Consider the following 15,509-nt stretch of genomic DNA (forward strand, 5'->3'; position numbering starts at 1 on the left):
ACATGGAACGCCACACTCTTTCCGTACTGGTCGAAGACGTACCCGGTGTCCTGACCCGGGTTGCCTCCCTGTTTGCCCGCCGGGCCTTCAACATCAATTCTTTGGCCGTCGGCCCCTCGGAAGTGCCGGGCCTGTCCCGCATCACCGTGGTGGTCGAGGCCGAGGGTGACCTGCTCGAACAGGTCACCAAGCAACTGAACAAGCTCGTCAACGTCATCAAGATTGTCGAGCTGGTTCCCGAGTCTTCCGTGCAACGCGACCACATCTTGGTCAAGGTTCGCGCGGATGCCGCAACACGGCTGCAGGTAACCCAGGCAGCCGAGCTGTTCCGTTCTTCAGTGGTTGACGTGTCCACCGACTCGCTGATCGTTGAAGCCACAGGCACCGCCGAAAAGCTCAACGCACTCCTCGCAGTGCTTGAACCCTTTGGCATCCGCGAAATAGTTCAATCCGGAACGCTGGCCATCGGCCGCGGCTCGAAATCCATGGGCGACCGCGCCCTGCGCAGCGCCTAGGCTTCCACCGCAGTTTCGCATCAACCTTCATCCAAGAAAATTCAGTAGGAGACACACTGTGACTGACATGTATTACGACGACGACGCCGACCTGTCCATCATCCAGGGACGCACCGTCGCGGTCATCGGCTACGGCAGCCAGGGCCACGCCCACGCCCTCAGCCTCCGCGATTCCGGCGTCGACGTCCGCGTTGGCCTCAAGGAAGGCTCGAAGTCCCGTGCCAAGGCCGAGGCCGAGGGGCTGCGCGTGCTGAACGTCGCCGACGCCGTCGCCGAAGCCGACCTGATCATGGTGCTGACCCCGGACCAGGTGCAGCGCTTCGTGTACGCCGAGGACATCGCCCCGAACCTGCAGGCCGGCGACGCCCTGTTCTTCGGCCACGGCTTCAACATCCGTTACGGCTACATTCAGCCGCCGGCCGACGTCGACGTCGCGCTGGTTGCGCCCAAGGGCCCGGGCCACATCGTCCGCCGCGAATTCGAAGCCGGCCGCGGTGTTCCCGACCTGATCGCCGTCGAGCAGAACCCGTCCGGCAAGGCCAAAGAACTGGCCCTGTCCTACGCCAAGGCCATCGGCGGCACGCGTGCCGGCGTCATTGAGACCACCTTCACCGAAGAGACCGAGACGGACCTCTTCGGCGAGCAGGCAGTCCTATGCGGCGGTGCGTCGCAGCTGATCCAGTACGGCTTCGAGACCCTGACCGAGGCCGGCTACAAGCCGGAGGTCGCGTACTTCGAGGTGCTGCACGAGCTCAAGCTGATTGTTGACCTGATGGTCGAGGGCGGCATCGCCAAGCAGCGCTGGAGCGTCTCCGACACCGCCGAATACGGCGACTACGTCTCGGGCCCGCGCGTCATCACGCCCGAGGTGAAGGAAAACATGAAGGCCGTCCTCGCGGACATCCAGAACGGCGCCTTCGCCAAGCGGTTCATCGACGACCAGGACGCCGGCGCTCCGGAGTTCAAGGAACTGCGCCAGAAGGGCGAAGACCACCCGATCGAGTCCACGGGCCGCGAACTGCGCAAGCTCTTCTCCTGGATCAAGTCCGACGACGACTACACCGAAGGCTCCGTCTCCCGCTAACGGAACGTTGCCGGTAACACTGGGTCCTGATTGAGCGTGCCCAGCAGCGAAACGATAAGCTCGAATGAGCAAGCCGTTTCGGTAAAGAGGCCGGTCCCGGTTTATCGGGCCCGGCCTCTTTGCGCAGAAAATCGCTTCACCAAGATCCCCACCAGAATCCACCACAGCTAAAGAGGTCACCGGTGACAGCCACCAAGCCCGTCGTACTCATTGCGGAAGAACTTTCCCCGGCCACGGTTCAGGCCCTGGGCCCGGACTTCGAAATCCGCTCCACCAACGGAGCGGACCGGTCGGAGCTGCTCGCCGCAATCGCCGACGTCGACGCCATCCTGGTGCGTTCCGCCACGCAGGTCGACGCCGAAGCGATCGCCGCCGCTCCGAAGCTCAAGGTCATCGCCCGTGCCGGCGTGGGCCTGGACAACGTGGACATCAAGGCCGCCACCCAGGCCGGTGTCATGGTGGTGAACGCCCCCACCTCCAACATCATCTCCGCCGCGGAACTGACCGTGGGCCACATCCTGTCCCTGGCCCGCCACATTCCGCAGGCCAGCGCCGCGCTCAAGGGCGGCGAGTGGAAGCGTTCGAAGTACTCCGGCATCGAGCTGTTCGAGAAGAAGATCGGCATCATCGGCCTGGGCCGCATCGGCGCCCTCGTCGCCGCCCGGCTGCAGGGCTTCGGCACCGAAATCCTTGCCTACGACCCGTACATCACCTCGGCACGAGCCGCGCAGCTGAACGTGAAGCTGGTAACCCTCGACGAGCTGCTGGAACAGGCAGACTTCGTCACCATCCACATGCCCAAGACCCCCGAAACGCTGGGCATGCTCGGCGCCGAAGCCTTCGAGAAGATGAAGGACACCGCCTACGTGGTGAACGTCGCCCGCGGCGGCCTCGTCGATGAAGACGCCCTCTACACGGCTCTCACCGAGGGCAAGATCGCCGGCGCCGGCGTGGATGTCTTCGTCAAGGAACCCTCCACCGGCCTGCCGTTCCAGTCCCTGGACAACGTCATCGTCACCCCGCACCTGGGCGCCTCCACCGCCGAGGCGCAGGAAAAGGCCGGCGTCTCGGTCGCCAAGTCCGTCCGCCTCGCCCTGGCCGGTGAACTGGTGCCCGACGCCGTGAACGTGGCCGGCGGCGTCATCGCCGAAGAGGTCCGCCCGGGCATCCCGCTGATCGAAAAGCTGGGCCGCATCTTCACGGCGCTGGCGCACGACTCGGTCACCGCCATCGACATCGAGGTGGCCGGCGAGATCGCCGCCCTGGACGTCAAGGCGCTGGAACTGGCAGCACTGAAGGGCCTCTTCACGGACATCGTGTCCGAGCAGGTCTCCTACGTGAACGCCCCGGTGCTGGCCGAGCAGCGCGGCATTGAGGTCCGGCTGCTGAAGACCGCCGAGGTGGTCGACTACCGCAACGTGCTGACCATCCGCGGCGCGCTCTCCGACGGCACCCAGCTGGAGGTCGCCGGCACCCTGACCGGTCCGAAGCAGATCGAGAAGCTCGTGGGCGTCAACGGCTACGAGGTGGAAATCCCGATCAGTGAGCACCTGCTGGTGCTCATCTACACGGACCGTCCCGGCGTCATCGGCGCCCTGGGCCGGATTCTGGGCGAGAAGGACATCAACATTGCCGGCATGCAGGTGGCCCGCAACAGCGAAGGCGGCCAGGCGCTGTCCCTGCTGACCGTTGATTCCTCGGTGCCGCAGGACGTGCTGGAAAACCTGCGCACCGAAATCGGCGCCACGGTGGTCCGCGAGGTCGACCTGCAGGGCTAACTCCCGGCGGGCCAGCCCGCATGCAGTGCCGCAGCACCAGAAGGCCGGTCCCATTCGGGGCCGGCCTTTTTGCTGCCGATCCGTCGTGCGGATAACGGGGCATCAGTACCGTCGGTCCGATCTACCGTGCAGATAACGGGACATCAAAATATCCATCCCTGCCTGGCCTCCTGGCGGCACGGGAACAGGCCGAAGCGACAACGGCGGGGGAAACAGGGTAATTTTCTTATGTGACTTCTTCCGATTCCCAGACCCCGTTCTACATCACCACGGCCATCTCCTATCCCAACGGAGTGCCCCATATCGGCCACGCGTACGAGGCCATTGCCACCGACGCCATGGCCCGCTTCAAGCGCCTGGACGGGTACGACGTCTTCTTCATGACCGGCACCGACGAGCATGGCCTGAAGATGCAGCAGTCAGCGGACAAGGAAGGCATCACCGCCAAGGAACTGGCGGACCGGAACTCGGCTGCCTTCGCGCAGATGAGCCGGGACCTGAACATCTCGCACGACCGGTTCATCCGCACCACCGACAAGGACCACTACGCCGCGGCGCAGGCCATCTGGAAGCGGATGGAGGAGAAGGGCGACATTTACCTCTCCAAGTACGCCGGCTGGTATTCGGTCCGGGATGAGGCCTACTACTCCGAGGACGAAACCGAGCTGCGCGAGGACGGCATCCGCTACTCCAAGGAGACGGACACCGAGCTGACTTGGACCGAAGAGGAAAGCTACTTCTTCCGCCTTTCCGCCTACCAGGACAAGCTGCTGGCCCTGTACGAAGCCCGGCCGGGCTTCGCCGCGCCGCAGTCCAAGTTCAACGAGGTCATCAGCTTCGTCAAGGGCGGCCTGGAAGACCTGTCCATTTCCCGCACCACCTTCGACTGGGGTGTCCCGGTTCCGGGCAACCCCGAGCACGTGATGTACGTGTGGGTGGACGCGCTGACCAACTACCTCACCGGCGTCGGCTTCCCCGATGTGGAGTCCGAGTCCTTCAAGAAGTACTGGCCGGCGGATGTGCACGTCATCGGCAAGGACATTTCCCGGTTCCACGCCATCTTCTGGCCGGCGTTCCTGATGTCCGCGGACCTGGAGCTGCCCAAGCGCGTGATGATCCACGGCTTCCTGCACAACAAGGGCGTCAAGATGTCCAAGTCGCTGGGCAACGTGGTGGCGCCCAAGGAGTGGGCGGACCAGTACGGCCTGGACTCGGTCCGGTTCTTCCTGCTGCGCGAGGTGCCCTTCGGCGGCGACGGCTCCTACAGCCACGAGGCAGTGGTGGGCCGGATGAACTCCGACCTGGCCAACAACCTGGGCAACCTGGCCCAGCGGTCCCTGTCCATGGTGGCCAAGAACTGCGGCGCCGCGGTGCCGCAGCCCGGCGAGTTCACCGCCGAGGACAAGGCCATCCTGGCCGCCGCCGGCGAGCTGCTGGACATTTCCCGGCAGGCCTACGACGTCCAGGACTTCCACGGCGCACTAGAGGCCACCTGGAAGGTCCTCGGCGACACCAACGCCTACTTCGCCGAGCAGGCGCCCTGGGTGCTGCGGAAGACCGACGTCGAGCGCATGAACACGGTGCTGTACGTAACGCTCGAGGTGCTGCGCATCGTGGCCATCCTCGTTCAGCCGGTCATGCCGGACAGCGCGGCCAAGCTTCTGACGGTGCTGGGCCAGGACGACGGCGATGCCCGCCAGTTCAGCGCGATCGCCGCGCCGCTGGTGCCGGGCACTCCGCTGCCGGCGCCCGCACCGGTCTTCCCGAGGTATGAGGAGCCCGCCGAGTAGCAACGCTGCCCAGCCCGCGAAATAGCAGAAAGTGCCCTTCTGAACGCTCAGAAGGGCACTTTCTGCCATTTCGCGGGGCTGTGTGAGTGCGGGGAGGGGGTGTCCTAGGAACCGGAACGGAGCGGCCCGGTCAGGAAACGCGCCGGAGCCGTTTCCTGCATCACCCGGGCGACGGCGTCCTGCTGCCGGCGGGCCATTTCCAGCATGTCCTTCAGCCGGGACACATTGAACCGGTGGTCGTGCGGGGCCAGCGCCAGCAGCGTCCGCCACAGGCACTCCTTGGCCCTCACAATGGCCTGCAGCGTTTCCAGCTCGAACTGTCCCGACGTTCCGCCGCCGGTGCTCAGCGGATTGAGCGGCCCCAGCCGTCCCGCGGCGGCCCCGGCCATGGCGAGCGCCTTCTTGAACTTGCTCCGGCGGTAGCCCAGGGTAAGGATCAGCTGTTCCAGCTCATCGCGTTCCCCGGCAATCTCTTGCTCCAGGTCGGCGAAAGTCTGCTCGTACTTGGAGCCGGCCCAGGTCCGGCGGGCAGCACCAAAAAGCCGCACCCCCGTTTCCGCCCCCAGCAGATGATCATCCAGGTAGGCGGACAGTGACGCGTGCTCGGGTTTCCACCCGGCGCCGGAATCAGACATGGCGTGCTCCTTCAATTAGTGCTGATCAGTCTGCTGATTATCCTGTCAGATCCCGGCACCGGCCGCGAGTTCCCGGGCCGCGGAACGGCCGGGAACCCGCCGCAGAGACCCGCCCCGGAAACCTGCCGCGGCAACGGTCAGTCCGCTGCCAGCCCGGCCACGGGGGAGAGGCGTGCCGCACGGCGGGCGGGCAGCACCGACGCCAGCAGGCCGGCCAGGATCGCCACGGCCAGGACGGCCAGGAGCTGCAGCCACGGGACAGCCAGCGCCACATCAGCGAAGGAACCTAGGGCTGACCTTGCCCCGAGCCAGCCGTACACCGCACCGAGCACGCAGCCGAACAGTGCCGCGACGCCGGCGATCAAGAGCGCTTCCAGGGCGAGCATGCCGCGCAGCTGGCCCCGGGTCAGGCCCAGCGCGCGCAGCAGCGAGGACTCGCGGGTGCGTTCGAGGACCGAGAGGGACAGCGTGTTGGCCACCCCCACCAGGGCGATCACCACGGCCACCGCAAGCAGGCCGGTCACCACCATTAGCAGGACATCGATGACCTGTTCGAAGGCCGCGCGTTCCATGACGGCGCCCGAAACCATGTAGTCGTCCACCCCCATGGTTTCGGCAAGCTCGGTCTGCAGGTCCTTGAGCTCTCCGTTGCTGAGGCCTTCCGCCACCGAGATCCACACCTGGGGCTGGAGGTAGGCGTCGCCGGTTTCCGGAACTCCGCCGAGGGCCTGCGCGGTGTCGGCGCTGATCAGCGGCCGCAGCTGGCTGCTGCCGGCCACCACGACGTCGAGTTCGACGGCGGATTCGGCACCCTGCACCGTAACGGTCTTGGCGGTGGTGCTCTGCGGCATGAGGATCGTGCCGGGGGTGAGTTTCAGGGTTTGGTCCTGAAGGACTGCGGCGGCGTCGGCCGGCTCCAGGGCATAAACGCCTTCAGGCTGTCCGTACATCTGCGTGGTTCCCACCACGGGCAGCAGCACCGCTTCGGCTACGCCGTCGACGCCCCGGGCCGCTTCCGCGTCGGCGGCGGTCAGCGGCGAATCGCCCAGGGCGCCGCCGCGGACGCTGACGTCCACGGGGAACTCGGCGGCGAGGACGCTGTCCAGCGAGGTCCGGGCCGTGGCGGCACCGGTCATCATCATCGCCACCAGGGTCACGCCGATCAGCAGGGCCGAGGACGTGGCCGCCGTGCGCTGGGGGTTGCGGACGGCATTAACCGCCGCGAGCTTGCCCGGCACGCCCAGGGGAGCGGCCAGGGTGCCGACGGCGCGGACCAGCGGCGGCACAAACAGCGTGGCGCACATCAGGATGCCGACAAAACTCAGCATTCCGCCCGGAACAGCCAGCATCAGGTCATTGACGGAAGCACCGTAGCCGAGCAGCGCTGCGCCGGCGGCCAGCAGGACCAGTCCGATGACCAGCCGGATCCGTCCGCTCCGGGTGCCGGCACGGACGTCCTCGGCCGGGCGGAGAGCCGCCAGGGGCGCAACGGCTGTTGCCGCGCGGGCCGGCACCAGTGCGGAAAGCAGTGTCAGGAGAATGCCGACGCCGAGGCCGGTGACGACCGCGAGCGGGCTGACCGCCAAAGTGGCAAAGCTGCTCGCGGTGTCCGTTTTCAGGAAGGTCACGATGACAGCCACGAGGCCGACGGCGGCCGCCACGCCGAGTATCGAGGACACGATGCCAACCAGCGCCGCTTCCGTGATGACGGAGCGGCGGATCTGCTTTCGGCTGGCGCCGATGCAGCGCAGCAGCGCCAGTTCACGTGTCCGCTGGGCCACCAGCACCGAGAAGGTGTTGGAAACCACGAGGGCGCAGACCAGCAGGGCCACGGCTGCGAAGGCCAGGAGGACAATGGTCAGGGCGTCTTCGCCGCCGGTGAACTGCGCAACGGCTTCCTCGGTCTGTTCCGCCGAGGTGCGGACGGCGATGCCGTCCAGACCGGCGTCCGTGAGGTTCTGCTCCAGCTGCGTCCGGACCCCGGCCGCCCCGGCATCGTCAGCCAGGGCCAGCTGAATGGTGGAGAACCCCTGTTCCGCCTCCGCGAACAGAGATGCGGTTGCTTCGGAGGAGTAGAGCTGAGGCGTACCCATCATCGAGGGATTGTTCGAGGTCGATACGACGGCGCTGACGGTCAGGTCCGCGGCCCGCGTATCGGAGGGGTCTCCGGTGCTTGATGAAACCGGGACGGTGGAACCGATGGACAGGTTGTAGCGGGTGGCGGTGTCCTGGTCCACGGCCACCTGGCTGTCGCTCGAGGGAAGGGTTCCCAGCACTACGTCCACGGGCAGCAGTTCCGCCGACGACGGGGTGTTCAACAGCTGGGCGAAGACCGTCTTCGTTCCGCCGGCGAAATTAACGTAGGCCGACTGCACCGGATAGACGGCGTCCACGCCGGGAACGCTGCGCACCGCCTCAACAGCGTCTTCGGTGAGGATCACGCCCTCGGGCAGATAGGACGGCACTTCGCTGGCGAGGATCAGGTCGGCGTTGCGGAATCCCTCGCCCACGCTCTGCTCCAGGGAGGCCTTGGAGGAGGAATTGATGACCAGGGTGGCGGTCAGGAACCCGACGGCGATCATCACGGCCAGGGAGACGGCGATGAAGCGGCGGGCGTTCAGGCGCACCTGCGCCAGGGCTACCTGCAGCATGCTCAGGCCCCCAGTTTGGTCAGGGCGGCGAGCACGGTTTCCGGCGTCGGGCTGGCCAGTTCGCCCACCAGTTCGCCGTCGTTCATCAGGACCACCCGGTCGGCGTAGGACGCGGCCACCGGATCATGGGTCACCATGATGATGCTCTGGCCCATTTCCCGGGTGGAGCGCCGCAGCAGGGAGAGCACCTCGGCGCCGGACTTCGAATCCAGGTTGCCGGTGGGCTCGTCCCCGAAGACCACGTGCGGGCGGGTCAGCAGGGCGCGGGCGACGGCGACGCGCTGCTGCTGGCCGCCGGAGAGCTCGTGGGGGCGGTGCGTCAGCCGGCCGGTGAGGCCAAGCGTCTCGGTAATGTACCTCAGCCACCCGGAGTCCACTTTGCCGTTGGCCAGGGCCACGGGCAGCGTAATGTTCTGTTCCGCCGTGAGGGTGGGCACCAGGTTGAAGGACTGGAAGACGAAGCCGACGTTGTCGCGGCGCAGGCGGGTAAGCTCGGCGTCCTTCAGGGCGGTGATCTCCGTGTCCCCGATCCAGATCCGGCCCGAATCGGCGGTGTCGAGACCTGCCAGGCAGTGCATGAGGGTGGATTTGCCGGATCCGGAGGGACCCATGATCGCGGTGAAGGTGCCGGCGTCGAAGGTGACGTCCACGTTGGACAGGGCATGGACGGCGGTGTCCCCGGAGCCGTAGGTCTTGTTCAGGGAGCGGGCGGCTGCGGCGGCCGTGGTGCCGCCGGGCACGGAAGATGTCTCGGTAAGGGTTGTCATACCCCCAAAGCTATTTCCCGCGGCCCCTGCGCACATCGGAGGAGGGTAGGGGATCCGGGAACATGCTTCTCATACCGTGGGGGGAAGGGGACCGGCCAGCCGGTAGGACTCCAGGAGCAGCTCCTCCAGTTCGGCCCGGTTCACGCGGTCCAGCCGCACCAGCACCAGCATCGGGGACCGGTTGTGATGGGGAGTCCAGTAGAAGATGTCCGGGTCGGTGCCCGCGAGCGCTTCCCGTTCCTCCGTTTTGACGGTCAGCACACCCTCCTCCCAGATCCGGGCCATCAGGGTGCGGGCAAACCAGGCGGGCTGCTGCCAGCTCAGCCGTTCGGTGACGCCGGGCAGCGCCAGGCAGAGGGAGCGGACGTCGGTTTCGCTGGGCATCGGACACCTCCGGAACCGGGGCACCTCAGCGGTTGGGGAGTCCCCGGGCTACGGAGCGACGATACCGGTCTCGTAGGCGATCACAACAGCCTGCACCCGGTCCCGGGCTCCGAGCTTGGCCAGGATGTGGCTGACATGCGTTTTGACCGTGGCATCGGACAGGAACAGGCGGGCGGCGATTTCCGGATTGGACAGCCCCTGGGCAATCAGCCCGAACACCTCGCGCTCGCGGGGAGTGAGGCGTTCGACGTCGGCGGCATGCCGGCTGACTTCGGCGGTGGGTGAACGGAGCAGCGGCGCCACATGGTCCAGCAGCCGGCGGGTGGTAGACGGCGCAATCACCGCGTCGCCGCGGTACACGGTGCGGATGGCCTCCAACAGCTCCTCCGGCGGTGCGTCTTTCAGCAGGAAGCCGCTGGCTCCGGCCCGGATGGCGGAGAGGGCATATTCGTCCAGGTCGAAGGTGGTCAGCACCACCACCTTCAGGTCCGGGTCGGTGGATCCCTTGGGCTGTGCCGCGGCACGTTCCAGGAGCCGGGCGGTCGCCTCGATCCCGTCCATGCCGGGCATGCGCACGTCCATGAGGACGACGTCGGCGCGGACCGCCGAGAGGGCCTGCAGCGCTTCGCGTCCGTTGCCGGCCTCGGCCACCACCGTGAGATCCGGCTGGGAATTGATCAGCATCTTGAAGCCGCCGCGCACCAGCTGCTGGTCATCAACCAGCGCCACCCGGATGGGGGCGGGAGCGGGGGCGGCAGCTTCGGACAGGGGCGGCAGGGTGCCGGTCATGCTCAGGCCTCCGTGTAGGGAATGAATGCGGTAACGCGGAATCCTCCGCCGGCCGCAGGAGCGGCAACCAGTCTTCCATCGTAGAGGGCCACCCGCTCCGCCATGCCGTTGATGCCCTGGCCGGACCCCGAGGTGGGGACCGGTCCGGAACCGGGCACAGGTCCGGAACCGGGCACAGGTCCGGAACCGGCAAAGGGCGGAGCAGCCGGGGGAGGAGGAGTCGGGCCTTCCGCACCTGCGCCGCGGCCGTCGTCGTGCACCGCGATCTCGAGTCCTCGGGGCGTCCACTGCAGATCGACGCCGGCCTGCACCGTTGGGCCCGCGTGCTTAAGGACATTGGTCAGCGATTCCTGGATGACCCGGTAGGCAGTCAGCTCGGCGCCGGGGGGAAGCTGCCGGCGCATCGTGCCGGTCTCGGTCACGGCCACCTGCACTCCGGCGCGCTTCACGGCGTCCACCAGCTCGGGGATGTCGGCCAGCGACGGCAGCGGGCGGGTGGAAGCGAGCTCGTCGCCGCGCAGGACCCCGAGCAGGCGGCGCATTTCGCGCAGCGAGCCGCGCCCGGTTTCAGCGATGGTGGCCAGGGTCCGGGGTGCAATGTCCGGATCGGAGGCGCTCGCATACCGGGCGCCGTCGGCCTGGGTGATGATGACCGAGAGGGAGTGTGCCACGATGTCGTGCATTTCCCGGGCGATGTGGGTGCGCTCATCGGCGGCGGCCAGGTCACGTTCCTGCTGGCGTTCCACTTCCAGCCGGCGGGCGTGGTCCCGCAGCGCGTCCATGGCGAGCCTGCGGGTGCGGGTCAGGTCGCCGAAGGTCCAGGCGACCACGACCACCGCTTCGACCGCGACGAGACCGACAAAGGAGACAATCAGAGCGTGCGGGCCGCTGAGATAGGGGAACGAGAAATACCGGAACATAAAGAGTGCACCGCCAACAAGGGCCAGGGCCAGCCCGGCCAGGCTCACCCAGCGCGGGGCGAAGGCGGCCAGGGAGTGCACGGTGGCGAGCACAAAGATGTCAGCCGGCAGCCCGGTGACCGGAACCAGGACCAGCTGCAGCAGGCAGGCCGCGGCCTGGATGCCCGCGGCGGTCACCGGGCGGGTCCGCCGCCACGCCAGGGGAAGGCAGATGGCAACTGAGAGGACGAACTCCACCAGGTAAGTGCGGCCGCTCAGCAGGAAGGGGAAGGCAAATAGAGCCGTGGCGGCCAGCGCCTGAAAGAGGTTGACCTTGAACGGATTCGCCTGCGTCCAGGCATGGATTCGACGGTGCACGAGCATGGAAACCAACTCTAGGGCCAGTTCATTTACCCGCGCCTCATCCCACAGGGTGATCTGTCTTTCCGCGAACCGGCAGAAAGTGCACGTCCCAGCCCCGGGAAGCGCACTTTCTGCCGTCTCGGTGGACGACGGCGAACGGCGAACGACGGACGACGGCGGGGTGGAGTGTTGCGCGGGGAATCCTGCCACCTGTCCAGCATGTGGGACGGTTTGCCCGGGATATGGACAGCGTTCCTAGACTGTCGATATGAGCGAACAGCCCACCACAGTTTCCCTGGCCGTCATTTCCGGCGACGGCATTGGCCCCGAAGTCACCGCCGAGGCCGTCAAGGTCCTGCTGGCCGTCACCGGCGGCGGTCCCGTCCGCTTCGAGCTGACCGAATATCCGCTGGGTGCCGAGCACTGGCTAGCGACCGGGGAAACCCTTCCGGAGGAAACCCTGGAGGCGCTCAAGCAGCACGACGCCATCCTGTTCGGCGCCGTGGGCGCTGCCCCGGGGGATACGAGCATTCCGTCAGGGCTGATTGAACGCGAGATGCTGCTGAAGCTGCGCTTCAGCCTCGACCACTACGTCAACCTCCGTCCGTCCCGGCTCTATCCCGGCGTGGCCAGTCCGCTGGCCAATCCCGGAACCGTTGATTTCGTGGTGGTCCGGGAAGGCACCGAGGGGCCGTACACCGGCAACGGCGGCGTGCTCCGCGAAGACACCGCGCACGAGGTGGCCACCGAGGTCTCCCTGAACACTGCCTACGGCGTGGAGCGCGTGGTCCGCGACGCCTTCCGCCGCGCGAATGACCGTCCGCGCAAAAAGCTCACGCTGGTCCATAAGCACAACGTGCTGGTCTATGCCGGCCGGCTCTGGAAACGGACGGTGGAACGCGTCGCCGCCGAATTCCCCGAGGTGAGCCACGACTACCTGCACGTGGATGCGGCCACCATCTTCATGGTCACGGACCCCGCCCGGTTTGACGTCATCGTCACCGACAACCTGTTCGGCGACATCATCACCGACCTCGCCGCGGCGGTGACCGGCGGCATCGGCCTGGCGGCGTCCGGCAACCTCAATATGGACGGTACCTTCCCGTCCATGTTCGAGCCGGTGCACGGCTCCGCCCCTGACATCGCCGGCCAGCAAAAGGCCGACCCCACCGCCGCCATCCTCTCCGCCGCCCTGCTGCTGCGCCACCTGGGGCTGGAAAAAGAGGCCGCCCGCGTGGAGGAAGCGGTGGAGGACGACGTCGCCGGCCGCACCGGGGAACCGCGGACGACGGCGACCATCGGCAATGCGATAAGCGCAGCCGTGTCCTAAGCTCGGAAGGTACCAGTACCCATTTTCGTCGGGCGGCCGCGCCGCCCACCGTGGAGGAAAAAATGTCTGTCAGTGCTCTGGAATTCAGCCAGGAGCTCTCTGCCCACCCGAAGCCGGCCGAGGAGCGTGCGGCCATTCTGGCCAATCCCGGATTCGGAGACTACTTCACGGACCACACCGCAGTCATTGACTTCAAGGTCGACGACTCCGGTGCCGGTGTCTGGCAGAACGCCCGGATTGAACCGTACGGTCCGATTGCCATGGACCCGGCCGCTGCAGTGCTGCACTACGGCCAGGAGGTCTTCGAGGGATTGAAGGCGTACCGCCACGCCGACGGCTCCGTCTGGACGTTCCGCCCCGAAGCGAACGCGGCCCGGATGAACCTCTCCGCCCGGCGTCTGGCACTGCCGGAGCTGCCCGAGGAGCTGTTCCTGGAATCCCTGCGCCGGCTGGTGTCCGTGGATTCCGGCTGGATCCCGGAGGGCGACGGCGCTGCTCTGTACCTGCGGCCGTTCATGATCGCCACCGAGGCGTTCCTAGGTGTTCGTCCGGCACGTGAGGTTTCCTACCGGGTTATTGCTTCGCCGGCCGGCAACTACTTCGGCGGCGAACTGAAGCCCGTCTCCATCTGGCTCTCCACCAAGTACGCCCGCGCCGGCCGCGGCGGCACCGGCGAAGCCAAGTGCGGCGGCAACTACGCGGCCTCGCTGATCGCCCAGATGGAAGGCGAAGCACACGGCTGCAAGCAGGTGCTGTTCCTGGATGAGTTCAACGACAATGCGGTGGAAGAACTCGGCGGAATGAACGTGTTCTTCGTGTTCAAGGACGGTTCGCTGGTGACACCGGCCCTGTCCGGCACCATCCTGCACGGCATCACCCGTTCCTCCGTCCTGCAGCTGGGCCGGGACCGCGGCTTGAACGTCCAGGAACGCAAGATCACCCTGGACGAATGGCGCGACGGCGTGGCCTCCGGCGACATCACCGAGGTCTTTGCCTGTGGCACCGCCGCGGTCATCACCCCGGTGGGTGAGCTGAAGACCGAAACCGAAACCATCGGCTCACCCGACGCCGTCGCCGGTCCCGTCACCATGTCCATCCGCGAACAGCTTCTGGGTGTTCAGACCGGCACCGTGGAAGACACCCACGGCTGGCTGACGCGCCTGGCCTGACGCCGGCTTAATAAAGGAACCCGATGTCCACCACCGTCCTCACCCGCAGCAGCCCGCTGACCCGCTTTGCCCTGGCGCCGAACCCCGGTCCCATGAGCCTGGAGGGAACCAACAGCTATGTTGTTGCAGCAAACGGTGCAGAACGCGTGGCGGTGGTGGACCCCGGGCCGCTGGACGAGGGTCACCTGCAGCTGCTGGTCTCGGCCGGCTCTGTGGAGCTGGTCCTGATCACACACCGGCACGCCGATCACACGGAGGCCAGCCGGCGCTTTGCCGAAATGACCGGGGCACCCGTCCGTGCCCTGGATCCGGCTTTTTGCGTAAACGGTCCGCCCCTGGCCGACGGTGAGGAACTGCAGGCCGGGGGAGTGGACATCCGCGTGGTGGCAACTCCCGGGCACACTTCCGATTCCGTCTCGTTCCATCTGCCCGCCGACGGACCGGGCGGCTCCGTGCTGACCGGAGACACCATCCTGGGACGCGGCACGACAGTGCTGGATTTTCCGGACGGCACGCTGGGGGATTACCTGGCGAGCCTGGAGCGGCTGGCAGCACTCGGTCATGCAACAGTGCTGCCGGGGCACGGACCCGTTTTGCCGGATCTCAGCTCCGTGGTGCTGACCTACCGCGACCACCGCGAGGAGCGGCTGGAGCAGATCCGCGCCGCCCTGGCGGAGGCCGGGCCTGATGCCGGGGTTTCCCGCATCGCTGATCTGGTCTACACCGACATTCCGGCCAACGTTCGAGGTGCCGCTGAACTGTCGGTGGCGGCGCAGCTGCAGTACCTGCGCGAACAGCTGTGAGTACAACCACCGCGATCGAACTTGCGGGCAAGGGCTGAAGCGTCGCACACTGGATTTAGTCCGCTTCACCTGCAGTACCGGTGCAGCGGAACCCGCACTCGGGTGCCGGTTTGGGCAGCATGCAGGAGGTCACACTCCAGCGGTTTGCGCCGACCGCCGAGGGTGTGTAAAGTTTAGTGAGTTGCCCCGGTGAGCGCCTGACAGACATGTTCTGCAAGTGAGACTCCCGGACTCGGCAGCCACAACCCATCACAACGCAACGGACAAGATCCGGAAGCTTCGTGGCGGGTTCACCCGGTTGTTTCGGCCAGGTTCCGCGGATAACGCGGAATTGCTAAAACTGTCCGGATGAAATAGAATAAAGAAACACTGCAGCGAAGAGAAAAGAAAGACATTCAATTGTTTTTCCGAGTATTTCGGATGCATCTGTTGTTTGAGAACTCAATAGTGTGCCAAGTTTATTGATACCAATTATTTTAATTGGTTGAACTGGTTCTTCCGCCCACCCCGTGGGTTGGGAGGACTTTTTTAGCTGGTTTCGAATTTAGTGCA

Annotated in this window: 13 protein-coding genes; 7 read left to right on the top strand and 6 right to left on the bottom strand. The window is 66.4% G+C overall.

Translation table 11 applies throughout. The features are described from left to right. Positions 1-2 precede the first annotated feature (2 nt). From ilvN to metG, 4 genes are all read left to right on the top strand, one after another. On the top strand, positions 3-515 hold the full coding sequence (gene ilvN / locus QNN99_RS04730) for an acetolactate synthase small subunit (RefSeq protein WP_229965279.1): 513 nt from the start codon (positions 3-5) through the stop codon (positions 513-515). 58 nt (positions 516-573) lie between these two features. Beyond that, positions 574-1,599 carry a ketol-acid reductoisomerase gene (gene ilvC / locus QNN99_RS04735; protein ID WP_229965280.1) on the top strand — a complete coding sequence of 342 codons (1,026 nt, stop codon included), beginning with the start codon at positions 574-576 and terminating at the stop codon, positions 1,597-1,599. A gap of 182 nt (positions 1,600-1,781) precedes the next feature. Continuing rightward, entirely contained in the window at positions 1,782-3,377 is a 1,596-nt protein-coding gene (serA, locus tag QNN99_RS04740) for a phosphoglycerate dehydrogenase (RefSeq protein ID WP_229965281.1), read from the top strand. A gap of 230 nt (positions 3,378-3,607) precedes the next feature. After that, the gene (metG, locus tag QNN99_RS04745; RefSeq protein ID WP_229965282.1) at positions 3,608-5,167 is read left to right on the top strand and encodes a methionine--tRNA ligase; all 1,560 of its coding nucleotides are present in this window, start codon (positions 3,608-3,610) and stop codon (positions 5,165-5,167) included. A 104-nt stretch (positions 5,168-5,271) separates the two neighbouring features. Here the strand turns inward: metG and QNN99_RS04750 are convergent, their stop codons facing one another. The 6 genes from QNN99_RS04750 to QNN99_RS04775 form a co-directional block, all read right to left on the bottom strand. Continuing rightward, positions 5,272-5,802 (bottom strand): hypothetical protein, encoded by a 531-nt coding sequence (locus QNN99_RS04750; protein WP_229965283.1) that lies wholly within the window; start codon positions 5,800-5,802, stop codon positions 5,272-5,274. Positions 5,803-5,939: 137 nt separating this feature from the next. Continuing rightward, a complete protein-coding gene (locus QNN99_RS04755; protein ID WP_229965284.1) occupies positions 5,940-8,453 on the bottom strand; it encodes an ABC transporter permease in 2,514 nt (837 codons plus the stop codon). A 2-nt stretch (positions 8,454-8,455) separates the two neighbouring features. Next, positions 8,456-9,220 carry an ABC transporter ATP-binding protein gene (locus QNN99_RS04760; protein WP_229965285.1) on the bottom strand — a complete coding sequence of 255 codons (765 nt, stop codon included), beginning with the start codon at positions 9,218-9,220 and terminating at the stop codon, positions 8,456-8,458. A 69-nt stretch (positions 9,221-9,289) separates the two neighbouring features. Beyond that, a complete protein-coding gene (locus QNN99_RS04765; protein WP_229965286.1) occupies positions 9,290-9,604 on the bottom strand; it encodes an MmcQ/YjbR family DNA-binding protein in 315 nt (104 codons plus the stop codon). A gap of 48 nt (positions 9,605-9,652) precedes the next feature. After that, complete coding sequence (locus tag QNN99_RS04770; protein ID WP_229965287.1) at positions 9,653-10,393, bottom strand: response regulator; 741 nt, start codon at positions 10,391-10,393, stop codon at positions 9,653-9,655. 2 nt (positions 10,394-10,395) lie between these two features. Then, positions 10,396-11,676: a sensor histidine kinase gene (locus QNN99_RS04775; RefSeq protein WP_229965288.1), complete on the bottom strand. Its 1,281-nt coding sequence runs from the start codon at positions 11,674-11,676 to the stop codon at positions 10,396-10,398. A gap of 247 nt (positions 11,677-11,923) precedes the next feature. Between QNN99_RS04775 and QNN99_RS04780 the strand changes: the two genes are divergently transcribed. The 3 genes from QNN99_RS04780 (at position 11,924) to QNN99_RS04790 (ending at position 14,957) form a co-directional block, all read left to right on the top strand. After that, on the top strand, positions 11,924-12,985 hold the full coding sequence (locus QNN99_RS04780) for a 3-isopropylmalate dehydrogenase (protein WP_229965289.1): 1,062 nt from the start codon (positions 11,924-11,926) through the stop codon (positions 12,983-12,985). A 62-nt stretch (positions 12,986-13,047) separates the two neighbouring features. Then, a complete protein-coding gene (locus tag QNN99_RS04785) occupies positions 13,048-14,154 on the top strand; it encodes a branched-chain amino acid aminotransferase (protein ID WP_229965290.1) in 1,107 nt (368 codons plus the stop codon). 23 nt (positions 14,155-14,177) lie between these two features. Then, positions 14,178-14,957, top strand: a complete 780-nt coding sequence (locus tag QNN99_RS04790) for an MBL fold metallo-hydrolase (RefSeq protein ID WP_229965291.1) — start codon at positions 14,178-14,180, stop codon at positions 14,955-14,957. Positions 14,958-15,509 lie beyond the last annotated feature (552 nt).

Source organism: Arthrobacter sp. zg.Y820, assembly GCF_030125555.1.
Lineage (GTDB): Bacteria > Actinomycetota > Actinomycetes > Actinomycetales > Micrococcaceae > Arthrobacter_B.